The organism is Aureibacillus halotolerans (assembly GCF_004363045.1).
Taxonomy (GTDB): Bacteria; Bacillota; Bacilli; order Bacillales; family DSM-28697; genus Aureibacillus; species Aureibacillus halotolerans.
The window spans coordinates 81,910-97,673 of the sequence record NZ_SNYJ01000014.1 but is presented as its reverse complement, the minus strand read 5'-3'; the positions used below and the strand labels follow the sequence as shown (position 1 = coordinate 97,673).

Here is a 15,764-nt window from a genome sequence, read left to right as displayed (position 1 = left end):
TTCGCGCAACTCAAGGCCTTTTTCGCGCACTCTTTGCGGATTCGAGCGCTCTTGCCCGATTTTCGCGCAGCCCATGCCTGTTTTCGCGCACTCTCGTTCGTTTTTCGCGCAACTCAAGGCCTTTTTCGCGCACTCTTTGCGGATTCGAGCGCTCTTGCCCGATTTTCGCGCAGCCCATGCCTGTTTTCGCGCACTCTCGTTCGATTTTCGCGCAACTCTAAGCCTTTTTCGCGCACTCTTTGCGGGTTCGAGCGCTCTTGCCCGACTTTCGCGCACTTTGCCCACCTCATTCCAGCATAAACAAAACGGCGGGCGCTTGGCCTGCCGTTTCGCTTATTTCCCGATTTGGTTCAAAAAGTCCGCGAGGATCATGTAGGCGTCATTTTTTCGCAAAACCTGATCGCTCTCATACGCGCTTCGCGTCTCGTCAGTCAAATACGTAGTTAGAGCCGCTTCCTGCCAGCCATTCTCAGCCGACTCACCGAACGCCGTTAGAATAATTTCTGCGGCTTTATCTGGTGTGAGCGGCTGCGGTTCCTCATTGTAAATAAAGTCATTCATTTGCACCATTTGTTTTATATTTTCTTCGAACAACTCACCGTTTGTCCGTTTAACCAGCTCACGAACAAGGTTCACAAAGCTATGGTGATTCATTTCTTGGTCTAGGCCAAGATCGTTGTCATAGCCTCCGACAAGAATCCCAGTATCCATTAACGTTTGAATCGCCTCGTCGGCTGGATCGCCCTTGTAAGGATAGGCAATGTCTTTAAAACGAGGAATGTATTGCCCTTGAGCAATCAAATTTTCTCGTAATGTCGTGATCGCCTCATCGCTTTCAGCCATCTCTCTAAAGCTGATATCCTCTGCAATGGATTGCGCTGCCGCAGTTCCGGCGGCTTGACCAACAGCCATTCCAGTTGGGACAATCCGTGCGCTCCCTGCTGCAAGGGACGTAAAGCCTGCGGAGCGACCGACGACCAATAGATGCTTCACGTCTTGAGGCACAATTGAACGAAATGGAACCCCGTATTGATTAGGATTAGAAATCACATACCCATAGTTGTCAACGGTGTGCGCCTGAACATCAACTGGGTAGGCACCAACGGCAATCGTGTCATCAAAATCACGGTTCGCCCACACGTCGCTCATGTCAAGCTGGTAAAGTGCCTGGATATGACGAGTTTCTCGGACATAAAGCTCTGGAGGGAAGGCAGCGATCTTTGCATCTTCAAACCCCGGAAAGTGTTCTCGTAAGTAAGCAAGGACCTGGGCGCTTTCCCGTTTGCCTCGTTTCATGGCGTCTTCAACCTGTTCAGGCTTTGTGCCATTCACACCAAAGATCTGTAGCGCATTAATGTACACCTCATCTTCCCCAATGCGTGCAATATTGAGTCCACGAAGGCGCATATGGTCCTGTGAAGGGGTGTACATCGTATGGAGCTCAGAAAACCCATGGGCTGTCGTATCTGAAACGGTTGCCGTCCCAAAAAGCTCTTGCTTCGCCGCTTCACGAATACCAAACCAGTTGACATCCTTCAGATACACCATTGGGGTGACCGCCATCGTGCCTTCTTGATTTAAATCCTCTGCTCCATACGTATACGGCACTCCAGCCGCTGCAGCTAAATCGGCGTCTTGTGTCGCATCAATAATCCGTGCTCCCGACACTTGCTTCGTGCCTTCGTCATTCGTTAACGTCAATCCGGTCATCGTGTTGCTTTCATCAATCACTGGTTCATCAACCTTTGTATTGAAAGCAACCGTCAAATTTTCTTCCTCTTCAACAAGTTTGTTAAACGCTGCCTGAGCGACGTCCACCCGAAACACTTCATCGTTTCCTACAAGTTCATGCCATTCTTCAAAAATGCCTTTTGATACGACCTCCCCGTCATCGTTTAATGTCATATCAATAAAGTTAAGCCAGCCATAAGTAAACAATCCACCTAGCCCGTCGCGCGATTCCACCAGCAACGTATCCGCGCCGTTGCGAGCTGCCGCAACAGCAGTTGCCACACCTTCTGGTTCGCCACTGACGACGATGACATCATAGGCGTCCTTCATTGGCTTTTCATCAGGTGTGTCCCCATATGTATCAAGCAAAGCTTGTTGGTTATCCGGTAGCTGGAACGCTGCTTCCTTCGTCTGTTCCAGGAACAAATACCCTCCTGCTGTCAAAACGATTCCAAAGGCGAATACGACTAAAATTCGTGTAAGTGCTGTTTTTTTGCTATTCATACGTTAGGTCAATGACCATTGGCCCCCTATTATTTTCATTTCATTTTACATACTTCGCTATGGTACCACAATTGGGTGGGTATTCCTGCTTATTATAGAAACAAAAAACGAAGCAAAATGCCTCTATACTATTGTCAAAATGCGACTTCTCCCTCATGATTAAAATGTGTGCCTGCACCATAAAACGACAGGCGCATGGCGAATGCTTAAGTGGAACTGAGAAAGGAGCATTGTTACGATGCAAGCTAAGACGAAACAAATCAACGAAATCTATGTCACACGAGCGATTGCCATTTTAGGTGTACTGCTTGTCCATGCGACTTCGTTTACGATTATTGACTTGCAAGGCACCAGTTATTACGGCTTTTATAATAGCGTAAATACGTTTTTCAAATACGGAACACCGACATTTATCTTGCTGAGCAGCTTTGTTTTGTTTTACAGCTATTCAAAACGACCGCTGACTCCAAAGCTGATGGCGTCCTTTTATAAACGACGGATGCTGTTTATTATTTTACCATATATCATCTTTTCCACTCTATATTTCTTATACCATTACAATGTCTACGCATCCTATATTCCACAAAGTGAGATGCTAGGGGAATTTTTAGATCGTCTAGCGATTGGAAAGACAAGCTCTCACTTGTATTTTGTCTTTATTTCTATCCAATTTTATATTTTATTTCCACTGTTCCTGTGGTTTTTTAAAACATTCCCAGCAGTTGCGAAGCATGCCTTCTGGATCGGCTTTCTTATCCAATGGGCCTTTGTTTTTGCATTAGATCAAGGACTGATTACAGTTGAAAACAAAGGAAGCATTTCGTTGTCCTACATGTCCTATTATTTCACAGGCATTACTCTCGGCATGTATTTCGACAAATTCGAGCGCTTCTTATCAATGACAAAAGAAGCATTGCTGTCTAAATGGGGTGTCTGGACAGTCGTCCTGTGGCTTGCTTGGGCCGGGACGGCATTCGGTCATATTTATGTGCAATACCTTCTTCGTACCGGTCTTGGATCACCAAGTCAACTCGTGTTCCAGCTGTTTTGGAACTTGCATACGTTTTTCTCAGCCTTTGTCTTGCTCCAAGTGTCCTTCTTGATTTACCGTAAATTCGCACCATGGGCTGTGAATGCTCTGATGCACTTAGGTGTCGCCTCATTTGGCATCTATTTAATGCATCTCCTTGTTTTGAATGAGTATTACGCTCAGTTTAAAACTGGTGATCCATTGCTGTATCACATTTTTATCGCTGTCGGATTTGTCGTAACCCTTGCCGTTTCATGGCTTGTCGTTGGACTTGTTCTGAAGTACGTCCCAGGCGCTTGGATTCTATTTGGTGCAACTCCGAAAAAAATGCCTAAGAAAGATAAAACGCAATTGCCTCTTGAGCCTGGCAGTTCTCAGCAAACCACCTCCTCTTCACCGTAAGAGGAGGTCCGTTGCTCATTAGACAGGAGGTCCAAATGTCTTCCCAAAAATATATCCACGAGATCTATCTGACCCGTGCCATGGCAATCATCGGTGTTCTGCTCGTGCATGCAACGTCGTATACGATTGCCGACATGCAAAATTCAAATTCTGATATGTTCATTGTGTACAATTTCATCAACATCTTTTTTAAATTTGGCACGCCAACATTCATTTTCTTAAGTAGTCTCGTGCTTTTTTATACGTACAGCAAGCGACCACTAGAAAAAGGGCTGCTTCGTCATTTTTACAAACGACGGATGACGTTTATTCTAATTCCCTATGCTGTTTTTTCAATACTCTATTTTTGGTACAAATTGCCGTTGTTACAACAATTTTATACACCAGAACGCATCGCCTGGGAATTTGTGTATGACCTGCTGTTAGGCGAAGCAAACGGACACCTTTATTTTGTCTTTATCTCCATACAATTTTACATTGTGTTTCCGCTTCTTCTTTTGTTCTTTAAAAAGTTTCCCGGTGCTTCAAAGCATGCCTTTTGGGTCGGTTTTCTCATTCAATGGGTGTATGTATTCGGGGTTAAATATGGCGTTCTCCCGGCCGATCACAAAGGCAGCATCGGCTTTTCCTACATGGCGTATTATTTATCTGGGGTCACAGTTGGCATGAACTATTCAACGTTCGAGCGTTTCTTTGCGGTTTCGAAACAAACCTTCAAAGGCAAGCTTGCCGTCGCCACAGTAACCGTTTGGGGATTATGGGCATTTTTCTCTACTGCTCATGTAGTCGTACAATACTTGTATCGTGCCGGAATTTACACAGCCGATACGCTTTGGTTTGAGTTGTTCTGGAACATGCATACCTTTCTTTCAGCATTTGTGCTCATGCAACTTGCGTACGTGCTCTTCAGGCATGCGTCTAGTCGATTAGTAAAAGGACTACTTCACCTTGGGGTCGTCTCATTCGGCGTTTACTTGCTCCATGTCCTCCCACTTCATACGTTTACGCAATACGTCGATACTGGCCACCCGATCCTGTATCATGCTCGAACCGCCGCAGGTTTTGTGATTTCTCTAGGCATCTCGTGGCTCATCGTCGGCCTAGCGATGAACTATTGGCGTCACGCCTGGATCTTTTTCGGTTCCTTTCCAAAACAACTGCCTTGGAAACGAGAAACGCCGATTTCAAGCGTCCAAAAAGACCGAAATCAAAGCCTCTAAGCGTTACGTTGCTTAGAGGTTTTTTTGGTGCAAGAAAGGAGAAAGTAAGTTATCGGAACATTCCCATTTCCTTAGTCGCTGTAAATCCAATTGATTCATACAATGGTCTTGCCTCGTCGCTCGCCACCAGCCTAAACAAGCGGATATTTTTTTCTAAAAACCAGTCCAATGTTGCGTTCGTCAAAGTTCTTGCGATGCCTTGCCTTCTGAATTGTGGATCGACGTACACATCGGCGATAAACCCATAGGAACGGAGCTTTAAATATCGGTAAGGCGCATCGTCTTTAATAAAGGCGCCCGCACATGCAATTGGTTGATTATCTTTTTCAGCGATAAAATGTTGAGCGGTGTTTGCCAAATAGAACGCTTTGTAATCTTCCTCAACCAACTGTTGGAAATCAGGCAATAGCCTTTGTGCCATCCCAGTTTCTTCAAGCATTTTATATTTCAACTGAACGATAGCCGGAATATCATCGATAGACGCTTTTCTGTACATTCTCTCCCCCACTTAGGAACTTTTTAACTGAAGTTTATTCCCTATGTATGTTCCAATTTCCTGCACTTCCTGATGAATCATCGGAGAATACGCGGTTATTTTCGCGCACTTTGTCCTTTTTCGCTCACTCAAGCCCTGGTTTCGCGCAGCCCACATCGGTTTTCGCGCGCTTCCTCCGCATTTTCGCGCGGACTAAGGTCTTTTTCGCGCACTCTGGACTTTTTCGCGCACCCAAGCCCTGGTTTCGCGCAGCTCACATCGGTTTTCGAGCACTACCTCCGCATTTTCGCGCGGACTAAGGTCTTTTTCGCGCACTCTGGACTTTTTCGCGCACTCAAGCCCTGGTTTCGCGCAGCCCACATCGGTTTTCGAGCACTACCTCCGCATTTTCGCGCGGACTATGGTCTTTTTCGCGCACTCTGGACTTTTTCGCGCACTCATGACCTAGGTTCGCGCAGCTCACATCGGTTTTCGAGCACTTCCTCCGCATTTTCGCGCGGACTAAGGTCTTTTTCGCGCACTCTGGCCTTTTTCGCGCACTCAGTGAGTCATCCTATACTTTCACCCATCCCTTACAGAAAAACCCCGCCTGCGAGAGGCGGGGTTTACTCGTATTATCTATCGTATTGCGCTGATCATGAGCTTTGAGAATTCAGCACGTGTGGTTGCGCGTTCTGGACGGAAGGTGCCGTCTGGATACCCGTCAACGATGTCGGCTGAGGCGAGCTGAGAAATGACGCCTTTGGCCCAATGGCTGGCTGGGACGTCGGGGAAGCTTGTGCCAGCTGGGTCGTCACCTACATTGTAGGCACGAACGAGCAAGGCAGACAGCTCCGCCCGCGTCAATGGCGCATCTGGCGCAAACGTAGTTTCAGAACGTCCATTCAGTAGACCTGCATCCACGGCTGCCGCAATTTCTTTGCTTGCGTAATGCGAGGAAGACACATCATTGAAATCTGTGCTGCCTCCTGGTGTAATGCCTTTTTCTCTCACAAGCATAATCGCGGCTTGTGCTCTTGTAATGCTTGCTTCTGGACGGAAGCTATTGTCCGGAAAACCGTTAATGATTTTTTCCTGCGCCAGTTGCTGAATATTGCTGTACGCCCAGTGTGAAGACGTCAGATCACTAAAGCTAATTGGTGCTGTGTAGCTATCTGAGTAAATCGCCTCGAGCTGATCAAAATGAACGGTGCCTTTGGCTTGCAATGATTCGGTTGGCTGCGCAACATAGATGCGCTCAAAACGAAGTGGAAGAATTGCACTACTTGGCACATTGGCCGTTACATACTTCCAGCCGCTCCAAGTAAACTTATCGCGTGCCGTGAAATCAATTGTGTGGCTTTCACCGTCGCGGTCCACAATGACTCCGCGTAGCCAGTTTGTATTGCCATCTCCATGAACCCACATGCCGATTTTTTCCGGCTGACCTTTAATCTCAAGAGGTTTAGTGGCCACGGCATACGCTGCTTTTGTGCCATCTTCACTTCCTGTGAAATCATAGGTTAACTGCAACGAAGCGCTGCCTTGTTTTTTCTTCGCTGTGCTTGTAGCTACAGAGGCTTTGGCTTTCGCCTGATCTGCACTCCAGCCGCTTGAGCTATCTAACGACGAGATTTCTACTGGCACGGTTGTTCCATCAAGCTCATCGTAATCAGAGACAACGGTCACTTCTACTTCTCCTGTTGCATTTCCGGCGTTGGCAATAATCTTGCCCGTGCCTTCGTTTGTTGCGTGGAAGGTACTGCCTTCCATCTCCCCGATGTTCCCCACCACTTCATAGGTCACATCGCTCGCACTTAAACGAACTGGGTTGTAATACTTGTCCATCGCACTCGTCACGGACACATTCATTGACGTTCCTTCCACAATGCCGCCTTCTGCTTCTTTTTCAAACACAAGGGTTTCCGGTGTGCTTGTTGGCGCCGTTGAGATGGCCTGAAGTGTGGCAGACACACCGCGCTCATACCCATCTGAAGGCGAATTAATCAGCACAGGCTGAAACGCTCCCTGCGGACGAATCGCCATAGCCGTTGACCCACCGCCATCTAAATTAATGGCATCGTAGGCGCCAAGCGAAATTAAGTATTGGGCCAAGTCGACAAGGCTTGCACCAGAGCTGTACCCAGCTTGTCGTCCGTCAACCGTGACCATGTAGATGTGCTCCCCAGATTTGTCGACCCCAACGGCTGTACGAGGATGACGGTTCGCTGCAAAAGAGCTAGACGTGTTCATCGTAATGTTCACTTTGCCATTATCGACGAGCATTGGACCTGCCGCCATGACATAATCGGCGTTCATCCAAGGGTTATTAATGGTGTTTGTGTAGGAGACTTCATCGCCGACCTTCAGACCATTGAGAAGATCCTTTGCGTCCTTGCCATGCATAGAAATGACAAACCCACCACGTGGCACGGTGGCATTTCCACCTTCTCCATTGTATGTAATCTTTTCTACCGTACCTGTCGCTGTTTCGCCAAAAGGCAGATTGCCGACGCTTGCGCCGACGCCATCAACGATCACTTCAACGCCCCAAGGATTCGTGCCTGTCGTGCTTACGGCAGGCGTGTAAACGACGATGTCCCCTTCGTTCCGCGTTCCATTCATTTTAGTGCCTTCTAATGATGCCCCGTCCATTTTGAGGGACATGCCAAGTGAAACACCGTGAACAAGGCCTTTTCCATCCGCACCGATACCAAAAGCAACGCGCGTATGTGTTGGACTGTTGGCATTGCTTCCAATGATGCCGCGATTCACCAAACGGTTGTTCATCGCAATTAGATTCACGGGCAGCCCTGACGAGAAATTGAAGAAGGCCGCATTGACAGCGCCGACCACTTGGTGCCCTTCCTTATGCTGTGCTTTGGCTTGATTGGTCGTTGTTTGTAAGTGTCCAGGCACATTCAGGTCCAATTCTGTAAATGAATCGTTTAAATCCACCTTTAGCACGTGGACAGCCTCACTAGCATAACGTTTCTCTGAATGTGTCACACCTGGTGATAGCTTTGTCGTTTCCTCTCTCACCAATTGATCAAAATTAGCTGACGCTTGCTGAGGCGTCAGCAGCACAACACTCTGCACACCTAGTACGGCGGCAGTGGTAATGGCTAGTAACTTTCGTTTCATGAAAATGTCTCCCTCTCCCTGTGATCCTTTATTCCTTGATTCGCACTGTCTGGTCGCAATCCCCTGTTTGTCTTTTATTGCGCCGGCCAAATGCGAAGCAGTCGTACAATGGCAGACTCTGAGTGATATAAATAAATGCATATAAGATAGTAAATGGTAATTGTAAGGAAACAGATGTCGCCATTTACACTATTCGCCAATCTTTTTTCCCTCTGTCGGTTGATCTTACCAGATCCGTTAGAATTGAACGAGGTTGTTCCTAGTTCGCTCTCGCTCTCTAGAAGGCTATGGTATGCTCAACTTGTTCTAACAATGAGTTAATTCCCACGAGGAAATCTCAGTTTACGAAAAACGGAGGAAACAAACATGAATCCACTTCATGCTGGTTTGGACGGACAAAACGCCCACGTCAATCCGGCACATGTCTTTGACGGTGTGAATGAACAAATTGCTGGGAGAGCGATTTATGGACAACAAACCATCTGGCAGCTACTTACCCATATGATCTTCTGGCAAGAGTATGTGCTTTCCTTATGTCACGGAAAGCAGCCTGAAGATCCAGTGCACGCCACTGACACCTGGGTAAGTGAGACTGCACCACAAGATCAAGCTTGTTGGGAGGCGGCGGTCCATCGCTTCAAAGAAGGTCTAACCTCAGCTATACGTCTTGCTCAACATGTAAAAACCTTTGACGAACAAGCCACTCATCTAAACTCGTTGGTTGCTCATAACAGCTATCATGCTGGGCAGGTCGCATACATTCGAAAGTGCTTAAATGCCTGGCCACCACCACAGGGAGGCGCCACTTGGTAATTAGATTTGGCAAAAAAAGCGTGCCGAGACATAGACTGTTCGGCACGCTGGGGGTTTGGAATCAACCTTCCGTATCTGAATGACTTTGACGCTCTTCGGCTCGTCGGATGACCTCACCCATTAAAGCGTACACTTCTTTTTTAGCTAGCTCGCGATTTTCCGTTACTTTACTGAAAAGCACCTCAGAAATGAGCCCTTCTGTCCTTGCTGTCTCCCATGGAGTTCCAGATTCATTTAAACCGTTTAATGCCAGCACGACGGACGCAGCTTCATTTCTCGTCACGTTCCCGTCGGTCGCCGTCACATTTGGATACACGGGCGGATTTTCAGGGTTCGTTCGACGTAAAAGTTCCTTCAGAGTGCCATGAAATTCGCCAGAGGTCATTGGATCATCTGCACCAATGTCATTTTGGTAGCCACCTTTAATCATGCCATACCGCATGACCGTCTGGATGCCCTCATAAAACCATTCACCTTCATACATATGTGGCAAGTCAAATGGGTACAGGTTAACGCCTTGCTCAACTAGCATTGCTTGCAGTGTCGCCACCCATGATTCATCATTGGCGACCTCGCGTAACGTACGTTCACTGTCTTCCATTCTTGTCGCTGCAATGCCCGCTGCCTGCCCCGCTGTCATCCCAATCGGAATCACTCGCGCGCTCCCTGCTGCGAGGGACGTGTACCCCGAAGAACGGCTTGCCACGAGCAATCCATCCACCTCAAGCGGTACCAATGAACGGAAAGGCACGGCATATTGTACAGGGTTGCATACAACAATGCCCCAATCGTTGACACTCGTAGCCTGTACATCAACCGGGTACCCGCCAAAGCCAATGGAATCCCACTGGTCGTTATTCTCACAAACGTCCATGATGTTTAGCTGGTACTCAGCTTGAATATGTCTTGTTTCCCGCACGTACAGCTCGTCAGGGTAACTAGCGACTTCAGCGTCTTCAAAGCCTGGGAAATTTTCCTGTAAATACGCTACAATCGCATCCGTTTCGCGTATTCCCTTTTCAATAGCTGCTTGCTTGTCTTCTTCATTCAAGCCATCAACACCAAAGATTTGCAACGCATTGATATACACAGAACCATCATTTTGCAAGGCGATGTTTAACCCGCGCAAACGTGTATTTTCTTCGACTGGCGTATAGGCCGTATGTAATTCACTAAACCCCCATGCTGCGTTTTTAAGAATTTGAGCTGGCCCGAAGGTTTCTTCTTCAACAGCGCGTTTAATGCCCTCCCAGTCGACATTATCTACATGAATCATAAGCGTAACGGCCATCTTCGTGTCCATTAATCCAGTATCTTCACGCCCTAAAGTGTAAGGAACATCAGCCAGCACAGCAAGATCGGCGTCCTGTGTCGAATCAATAAAGGTTCTCCCTTGAATCGTCACGTCTTCCCCATCATGAGCCACTGTGATGCCAGTAAGCTTCTTTCCCTCTTTTTCTACACTCTTTACCTGGGCTTCCGTCATCAATGTAATATTTTCTTCATTCTCAACAAGTGTATGAAACGCTTCTTTTCCTTCAACAACATCAAAGGATGGCTTATTGCCGACCATTTTATGCCACTCTTTAAAGATGCCCGTATTTGCTGGGTTCCCATCTTTGTCATGTGCAACGTCCAAATAGTTGAGCATGCCATACGTCATTAACCCTCCAAGACCATCGCGTTCGGCAATCAGTAGTGTGTTCGCTCCACTACGAGCAGCAGCCACGGCAGCAGCGACCCCCTCAGGCTCTCCCCCATACACGACGACATCATAGTCTCCCTCGTCCTGATTAAAAGAACAACCTGTCAGTGCGATGGATAGTATAAACGCACCCACGGTCAACCAAATTGTTTTCATAATAAACCCCTTTTTATTAGTGTCATAGGCATTATACTAGACAACCTCAGTCTTATCTACAAAATCTATGCCTTCCCCTTTACTGTTCGTCAATTCCCTTCATTTTCTATTGGACACTTATAAAGGAAGCTAGGAAAACGAACAACTGATTATGCGCAGACCAGGAAGTTAAACCCACTACAGGAAAGGCTTTCCGATTATTTTTCGGGAGGTTGTTTGCTTTTTTTTGTACTTTTTTCTATAATGATTCATGGTGCATCACAAAATGATCGGCTTTAAAATCATTGATTCATAGACATTCAATGATCGTGGTGAAAGAGAGAACGGGAGGAAAATAGAATGAGTAAAAAACGCATCTCGGCGACAGTTTCAGAGGATTTTGATTCCAAACTGAATGAGCGGGCCCAAAAGCTTGGGGTTAGCAAAAGCGCGCTTGTCTCCTTCGCCCTTGGCGTCTACATGTCTCAGCTTGATATTCTTGAAAAGAACGGAACCTCTGAAAAAGACCTTTATGATATGATTCGCTTTAATTACGAAGAAATGAGCCGCTAGATTTCGCTTATACTGCTAAAAAAGAGAGGGACAGATGACAAATGGTTGATTTAGGATGGCTTTCATGGGTTGTGTTCGCAGGTTTTGCCTTTCTCCTCATATTAATGATCATCGTCCTGGTGAGAAACAGTCGCCGTAAAAACAAATAAAACTCGTTCCCTATTTCATTAAAGGGAACGAGTTTTTTAATCGGATTTAGGGCGTGTCTTAAAGCTCGCTCAGAGGCATCTGAGTTCTCAGACACGCCTTAGTTAGAGGACTTGCTTTTATACTGACTAGTCAACTCATTCATAATTTCACGGCGGCGAATGATGCCAATAAAACGCCCTTCATCATCCACCACAGGCACAAAGTTTTGATCTGATGCATGGGAAAATAAATCTTCGATGTTCGCATTGATTAAAATGGGATCATGATGTCGGTATCGTTTGACATCACTTAACGGCATGCGTCCGAGTTCTTCTGCCGTCCCTTTGGAATCAAAGATGTGCCAGAGCAAGTCACCCTCACCAAGCGTGCCTTGATACGCGCCATCTCGATCAACGACAGGGATGGAGGTGTACCGGTGAAAACGCATCTTTTCCAACGCCTGACGAATGGTGAAATCACTATATACATACGCTACCTCTTGCTTCGGTAATAAAAAGAACGCCACATTCATGGAACATCCACCTCATCTATTTTTATATTCTCTGGTTTTATGTATACCATAAGGCTTCTTTTAGTTTACCTGAAACGAGCAAGAATTTCACATGTGATGCTTCCACAATTTCTAGAGGAAGAGGTCAAACGAGACTTACCGTCGTAAGACTAGAATAAAAATTCATCTGGATTTTTCAGTTGGCGATCATTCGCATTGATCGCGTCAATCGCCGCCATATCGTCTTCAGAAAGCTCGAAATTAAAAATATCAGCATTTGCCCGGATGCGCTCTGGTGTGACTGATTTAGGAATGGCAATGAGGTCATGCTGATAATGCCAGCGAAGCGTGACCTGTGCCGCTGTTTTTCCATGTTTCTTCCCAATGTCAGCAAGGGTGGCATGATCGATCAGCTTGCCTCTGGCTAACGGGCTATAGGACTCGATCTGGATGTCGTGCTGTTTACAATACGCGCGAACGTCTTCCTGCGAAAGCAACGGATGGAGTTCCACTTGATTGACCATTGGAACGATGTCGGCTTCCTTTTGCAACGTTTCCAAATGATGCGGATGAAAGTTACACACACCAATAGCGCGTACACGCTTATCTCTGTAAAGTTGCTCAAAGGCCTTCCAAGTCTCTACATAACGGTCTTTTCCCGGCCAATGAATCAGGTACAAATCAAGGTAATCAGTGTCAAGACGTTGCAAACTTAAGTCAAATGCTTTCAACGTTGATTCATAGCCATGATCGTCATTGAATAGCTTTGTCGTCAGAAACACCTCCTCACGCGGGACGTTGCTTTCCTTTAAGGCTTGTCCAACCATCGCCTCGTTTGAATACGCCTTAGCTGTGTCAAAGCTCCGATAGCCTGCGTCCAATGCGGCAGTAATTGCCTTGTCCATTTCTTCTTTATCAGTAATCTTCCAAACGCCAAAACCTACCCGCGGCATGTTGACTCCATTGTGAAGCGTTGCAACATTCTGATTCAATTCCAGTCCCATTGCCTTCACCCTTTCGCTATTGTCTAGTTCAGTTCATTCCCGCTCATTCGTACGGAAAAACATTCAGTCTATGCTCTTAGCACGGTTCATCCAGTGCTTGTGCATTTATAAGTGTTGGAGGGCGTTCCCCATGTAATGTTTGGACCAGCTGCTTCGCCGCCATTGTCGCCATCTTTCTCCGTGTTGTCACCGACGCGCTACCGATATGAGGAAGAGCGACCACATTGTCGAGTGTTAAGAGCGGGTGAGACGTTGGAACAGGCTCCTGTGCAAACACATCAAGTCCTGCTCCTGCAAGGTCACCGCTGACGAGGGCATCATAAAGTGCTTTTTCATCAACAATGTCTCCCCTCGCCGTATTAATAAGAAAACAGGACGGTTTCATTTTTTTGATCGCATCCGCATCGATGAGATGATGGGTTTCTTTTGAATAAGGAATCATGAGAACGAGGTAATCGGATTGGGCGAGCACATCGTCCATTGACCCATAGCGAAGACCAAGGCGTGCTTCCTTTTCTGGCTTACGTGAACGACTGTGATACACCACGTCCATCGAAAACCCCTTTGCCCGTTTGGCGACAGCTTCTCCAATCCTTCCTAACCCGATAATGCCTAGCGTCGCTCCATAAACGTCAGCTCCCGTTAGAAGCATTGGCGACCATGTTGTCCAATCCCCCTTTTTCAGAAAACGTTCTGCTTCTGGAATGCGGCGCGCCACTGCCATCAACAGGGCAAACGTTAAATCTGCTGTTGTCTCCGTGAGAACACCTGGTGTCGTGAGTACGGCAATCTGTCGAGCTGATGCTGCTTCGATATCAATATTGTTGTGACCCACGGCCATTTGACTGATGGCCTTCAGGTTTTGGGCAGATTTTAATAGATCTTCGTCAATTGGGTCCGTTAGCATGGACAATAAACCGTCCGCCGTTGCGATCTCCTTCTCAAGAACCTCGCGAGGCACAACGTCCTCTTCCTTGTCCCACATTCTCACTTTACAGCTAGCCCGTAGCTCAGCTACAGCTTCCTCTGGCAGCTTTCTCGTTACGTAAACGGTGTTTGTCATCTCTATCGCCCATTCATTGAATGACCGAGTTTCACCTCACTTTTTTATCGCTCTTTTGCCCATCGTTTTCTAACAGTTCAATCAAAACCTTGAATTCCGGTACCGTATCCAAATAGGCATAACGACCACCTGTAAACTCCCCACGCTGAAGCAAAGGAGCTCCATTTTCCTGAAAGAGCTGTATTTTTTCACTCATCCCATCAATGGCAAAAGCAATATGATGGACACCTTCACCTTGTTCATTCAAAGCATCTCTCCACACACTTGGTGTCAAATCAGGTTCAATTAATTCAATTTGCACCTGTCCCATAGAGAAGAATGCTAATTTTGCTCGCGCTTGACTTGCTTCACCTTTGTATTCCGTTTGCGCCACCTCACCAGGATCTGTCCAAGAGATCTTAGGCACATCCATTTGAAAAAGCTTCGCATACGCATTCGCTGTCGTTTCAATATCGTTGACAAGAATACCGATTTGCGTCACTACATTGGTTCCCAACCCTTTCTGTTCCATAACACCGACTCCTCATTAACTCAATTTTCCAACTCTTATGTGTAGTTTGCGTTGTCCTACGCAAGATGTCAACGCTTACGCTCCGTTTACCCTCGACCAGGAAAGGGAAGAAGATAATGTCGTCACGCTTTAGAGGTCTAATCCAAGACGACTTCGAGCGTTACCTTTCCATCCATTGCTTTGACTTTGGCACTCAGCAACTCGCATATAGCAAATTGGATAGGATAATGACGGTGCAAGTACGAGCATCTTACCTTTAGGAGGCGTTCTAGGTGAATAACAAAGAAATTCTTTCCCAATGGCAGGCTCATCGGACTGCATTAACAGAACTTCTTGCCAAAGTGGACAATGAGCATACGTTTTACGAACCATGGGACGGAGCTATGAGCCTCGGGCATTTAGCAGTTCATATTGTTGAAACAACGGACATGTTTATTGAAACGGTTAAGCAAGGGACGTTCACTCATTCGACTTTGGAAGCATCCTTTCAATCAATGGACGATGTCCGAAAAATCGTTCGTGATGCGACCGAAAAAACCCGTGGTGACATCGAGGCCTTGACCGAAGAGCAGCTGTCCACCGTGATCTCATCTCCAATCATGGAAAGATCCGGAGCTGCATATGTTGAAGGTGCGCTACAGCATGAAATTCACCATAAAGGACAGCTTTTCACGTATAGTCGCCTTGTAGGGATTACTGATCTGCCCTTCTTTGTGAAGAAATAAGCAAAGGATCAGGCTGATGAAATCAGCCTGATTTTATTATGTAGGACACCATGAAGGCAACTTTCGCGCAGGTCAAGGCGGTTCGAGCA

General features: G+C 46.7%; 14 protein-coding genes. 6 read left to right on the top strand and 8 right to left on the bottom strand.

The annotated features are described in order from the left end of the window. Positions 1 to 376 (top strand): hypothetical protein (locus EV213_RS20995; protein WP_208112768.1); only part of this gene is annotated, 376 nt, incomplete at its 5' end. On the opposite strand, the gene EV213_RS15145 is transcribed toward EV213_RS20995, so the two are convergent. Continuing rightward, the gene (locus EV213_RS15145; RefSeq protein WP_166639342.1) at positions 334 to 2,157 is read right to left on the bottom strand and encodes an FAD-dependent oxidoreductase; all 1,824 of its coding nucleotides are present in this window, start codon (positions 2,155 to 2,157) and stop codon (positions 334 to 336) included. The two genes, EV213_RS20995 and EV213_RS15145, sit on opposite strands and share 43 nt — an antisense overlap. Positions 2,158 to 2,473: 316 nt before the next feature. On the opposite strand from EV213_RS15145, the gene EV213_RS15140 reads away from it, so the two are divergent. Together EV213_RS15140 and EV213_RS15135 are read left to right on the top strand one after the other, a co-directional pair. After that, entirely contained in the window at positions 2,474 to 3,667 is a 1,194-nt protein-coding gene (locus tag EV213_RS15140) for an acyltransferase (protein WP_133581400.1), read from the top strand. 35 nt (positions 3,668 to 3,702) lie between these two features. After that, positions 3,703 to 4,887: an acyltransferase gene (locus tag EV213_RS15135; protein WP_133581399.1), complete on the top strand. Its 1,185-nt coding sequence runs from the start codon at positions 3,703 to 3,705 to the stop codon at positions 4,885 to 4,887. A 49-nt stretch (positions 4,888 to 4,936) separates the two neighbouring features. On the opposite strand, the gene EV213_RS15130 is transcribed toward EV213_RS15135, so the two are convergent. Together EV213_RS15130 and EV213_RS15125 are read right to left on the bottom strand one after the other, a co-directional pair. Next, positions 4,937 to 5,383 carry a GNAT family N-acetyltransferase gene (locus tag EV213_RS15130; protein ID WP_133581398.1) on the bottom strand — a complete coding sequence of 149 codons (447 nt, stop codon included), beginning with the start codon at positions 5,381 to 5,383 and terminating at the stop codon, positions 4,937 to 4,939. Positions 5,384 to 6,001: 618 nt separating this feature from the next. Continuing rightward, on the bottom strand, positions 6,002 to 8,506 hold the full coding sequence (locus EV213_RS15125) for an S-layer homology domain-containing protein (RefSeq protein ID WP_166639341.1): 2,505 nt from the start codon (positions 8,504 to 8,506) through the stop codon (positions 6,002 to 6,004). 366 nt (positions 8,507 to 8,872) lie between these two features. Between EV213_RS15125 and EV213_RS15120 the strand changes: the two genes are divergently transcribed. Beyond that, positions 8,873 to 9,319: a hypothetical protein gene (locus EV213_RS15120; protein WP_133581396.1), complete on the top strand. Its 447-nt coding sequence runs from the start codon at positions 8,873 to 8,875 to the stop codon at positions 9,317 to 9,319. Positions 9,320 to 9,380: 61 nt separating this feature from the next. Here the strand turns inward: EV213_RS15120 and EV213_RS15115 are convergent, their stop codons facing one another. Beyond that, positions 9,381 to 11,180 (bottom strand): FAD-dependent oxidoreductase, encoded by a 1,800-nt coding sequence (locus tag EV213_RS15115; RefSeq protein ID WP_133581395.1) that lies wholly within the window; start codon positions 11,178 to 11,180, stop codon positions 9,381 to 9,383. Positions 11,181 to 11,519: 339 nt separating this feature from the next. On the opposite strand from EV213_RS15115, the gene EV213_RS15110 reads away from it, so the two are divergent. Next, the gene (locus EV213_RS15110; protein ID WP_133581394.1) at positions 11,520 to 11,732 is read left to right on the top strand and encodes a ribbon-helix-helix protein, CopG family; all 213 of its coding nucleotides are present in this window, start codon (positions 11,520 to 11,522) and stop codon (positions 11,730 to 11,732) included. 247 nt (positions 11,733 to 11,979) lie between these two features. Here EV213_RS15110 and EV213_RS15105 read toward each other — a convergent pair whose 3' ends face one another. The 4 genes from EV213_RS15105 to EV213_RS15090 form a co-directional block, all read right to left on the bottom strand. Beyond that, positions 11,980 to 12,393: a CBS domain-containing protein gene (locus tag EV213_RS15105; RefSeq protein ID WP_133581393.1), complete on the bottom strand. Its 414-nt coding sequence runs from the start codon at positions 12,391 to 12,393 to the stop codon at positions 11,980 to 11,982. A gap of 149 nt (positions 12,394 to 12,542) precedes the next feature. Continuing rightward, the gene (locus tag EV213_RS15100) at positions 12,543 to 13,376 is read right to left on the bottom strand and encodes an aldo/keto reductase (RefSeq protein ID WP_133581392.1); all 834 of its coding nucleotides are present in this window, start codon (positions 13,374 to 13,376) and stop codon (positions 12,543 to 12,545) included. Between the two features lie 76 nt (positions 13,377 to 13,452). Continuing rightward, a complete protein-coding gene (locus EV213_RS15095; RefSeq protein WP_133581391.1) occupies positions 13,453 to 14,439 on the bottom strand; it encodes a 2-hydroxyacid dehydrogenase in 987 nt (328 codons plus the stop codon). 31 nt (positions 14,440 to 14,470) lie between these two features. After that, positions 14,471 to 14,950, bottom strand: coding sequence for a VOC family protein (locus EV213_RS15090; protein WP_133581390.1), 480 nt, complete (start codon positions 14,948 to 14,950; stop codon positions 14,471 to 14,473). Positions 14,951 to 15,222: 272 nt separating this feature from the next. Between EV213_RS15090 and EV213_RS15085 the strand changes: the two genes are divergently transcribed. Then, positions 15,223 to 15,675, top strand: coding sequence for a DinB family protein (locus tag EV213_RS15085; RefSeq protein WP_133581389.1), 453 nt, complete (start codon positions 15,223 to 15,225; stop codon positions 15,673 to 15,675). The last annotated feature ends 89 nt before the right edge of the window (positions 15,676 to 15,764 follow it).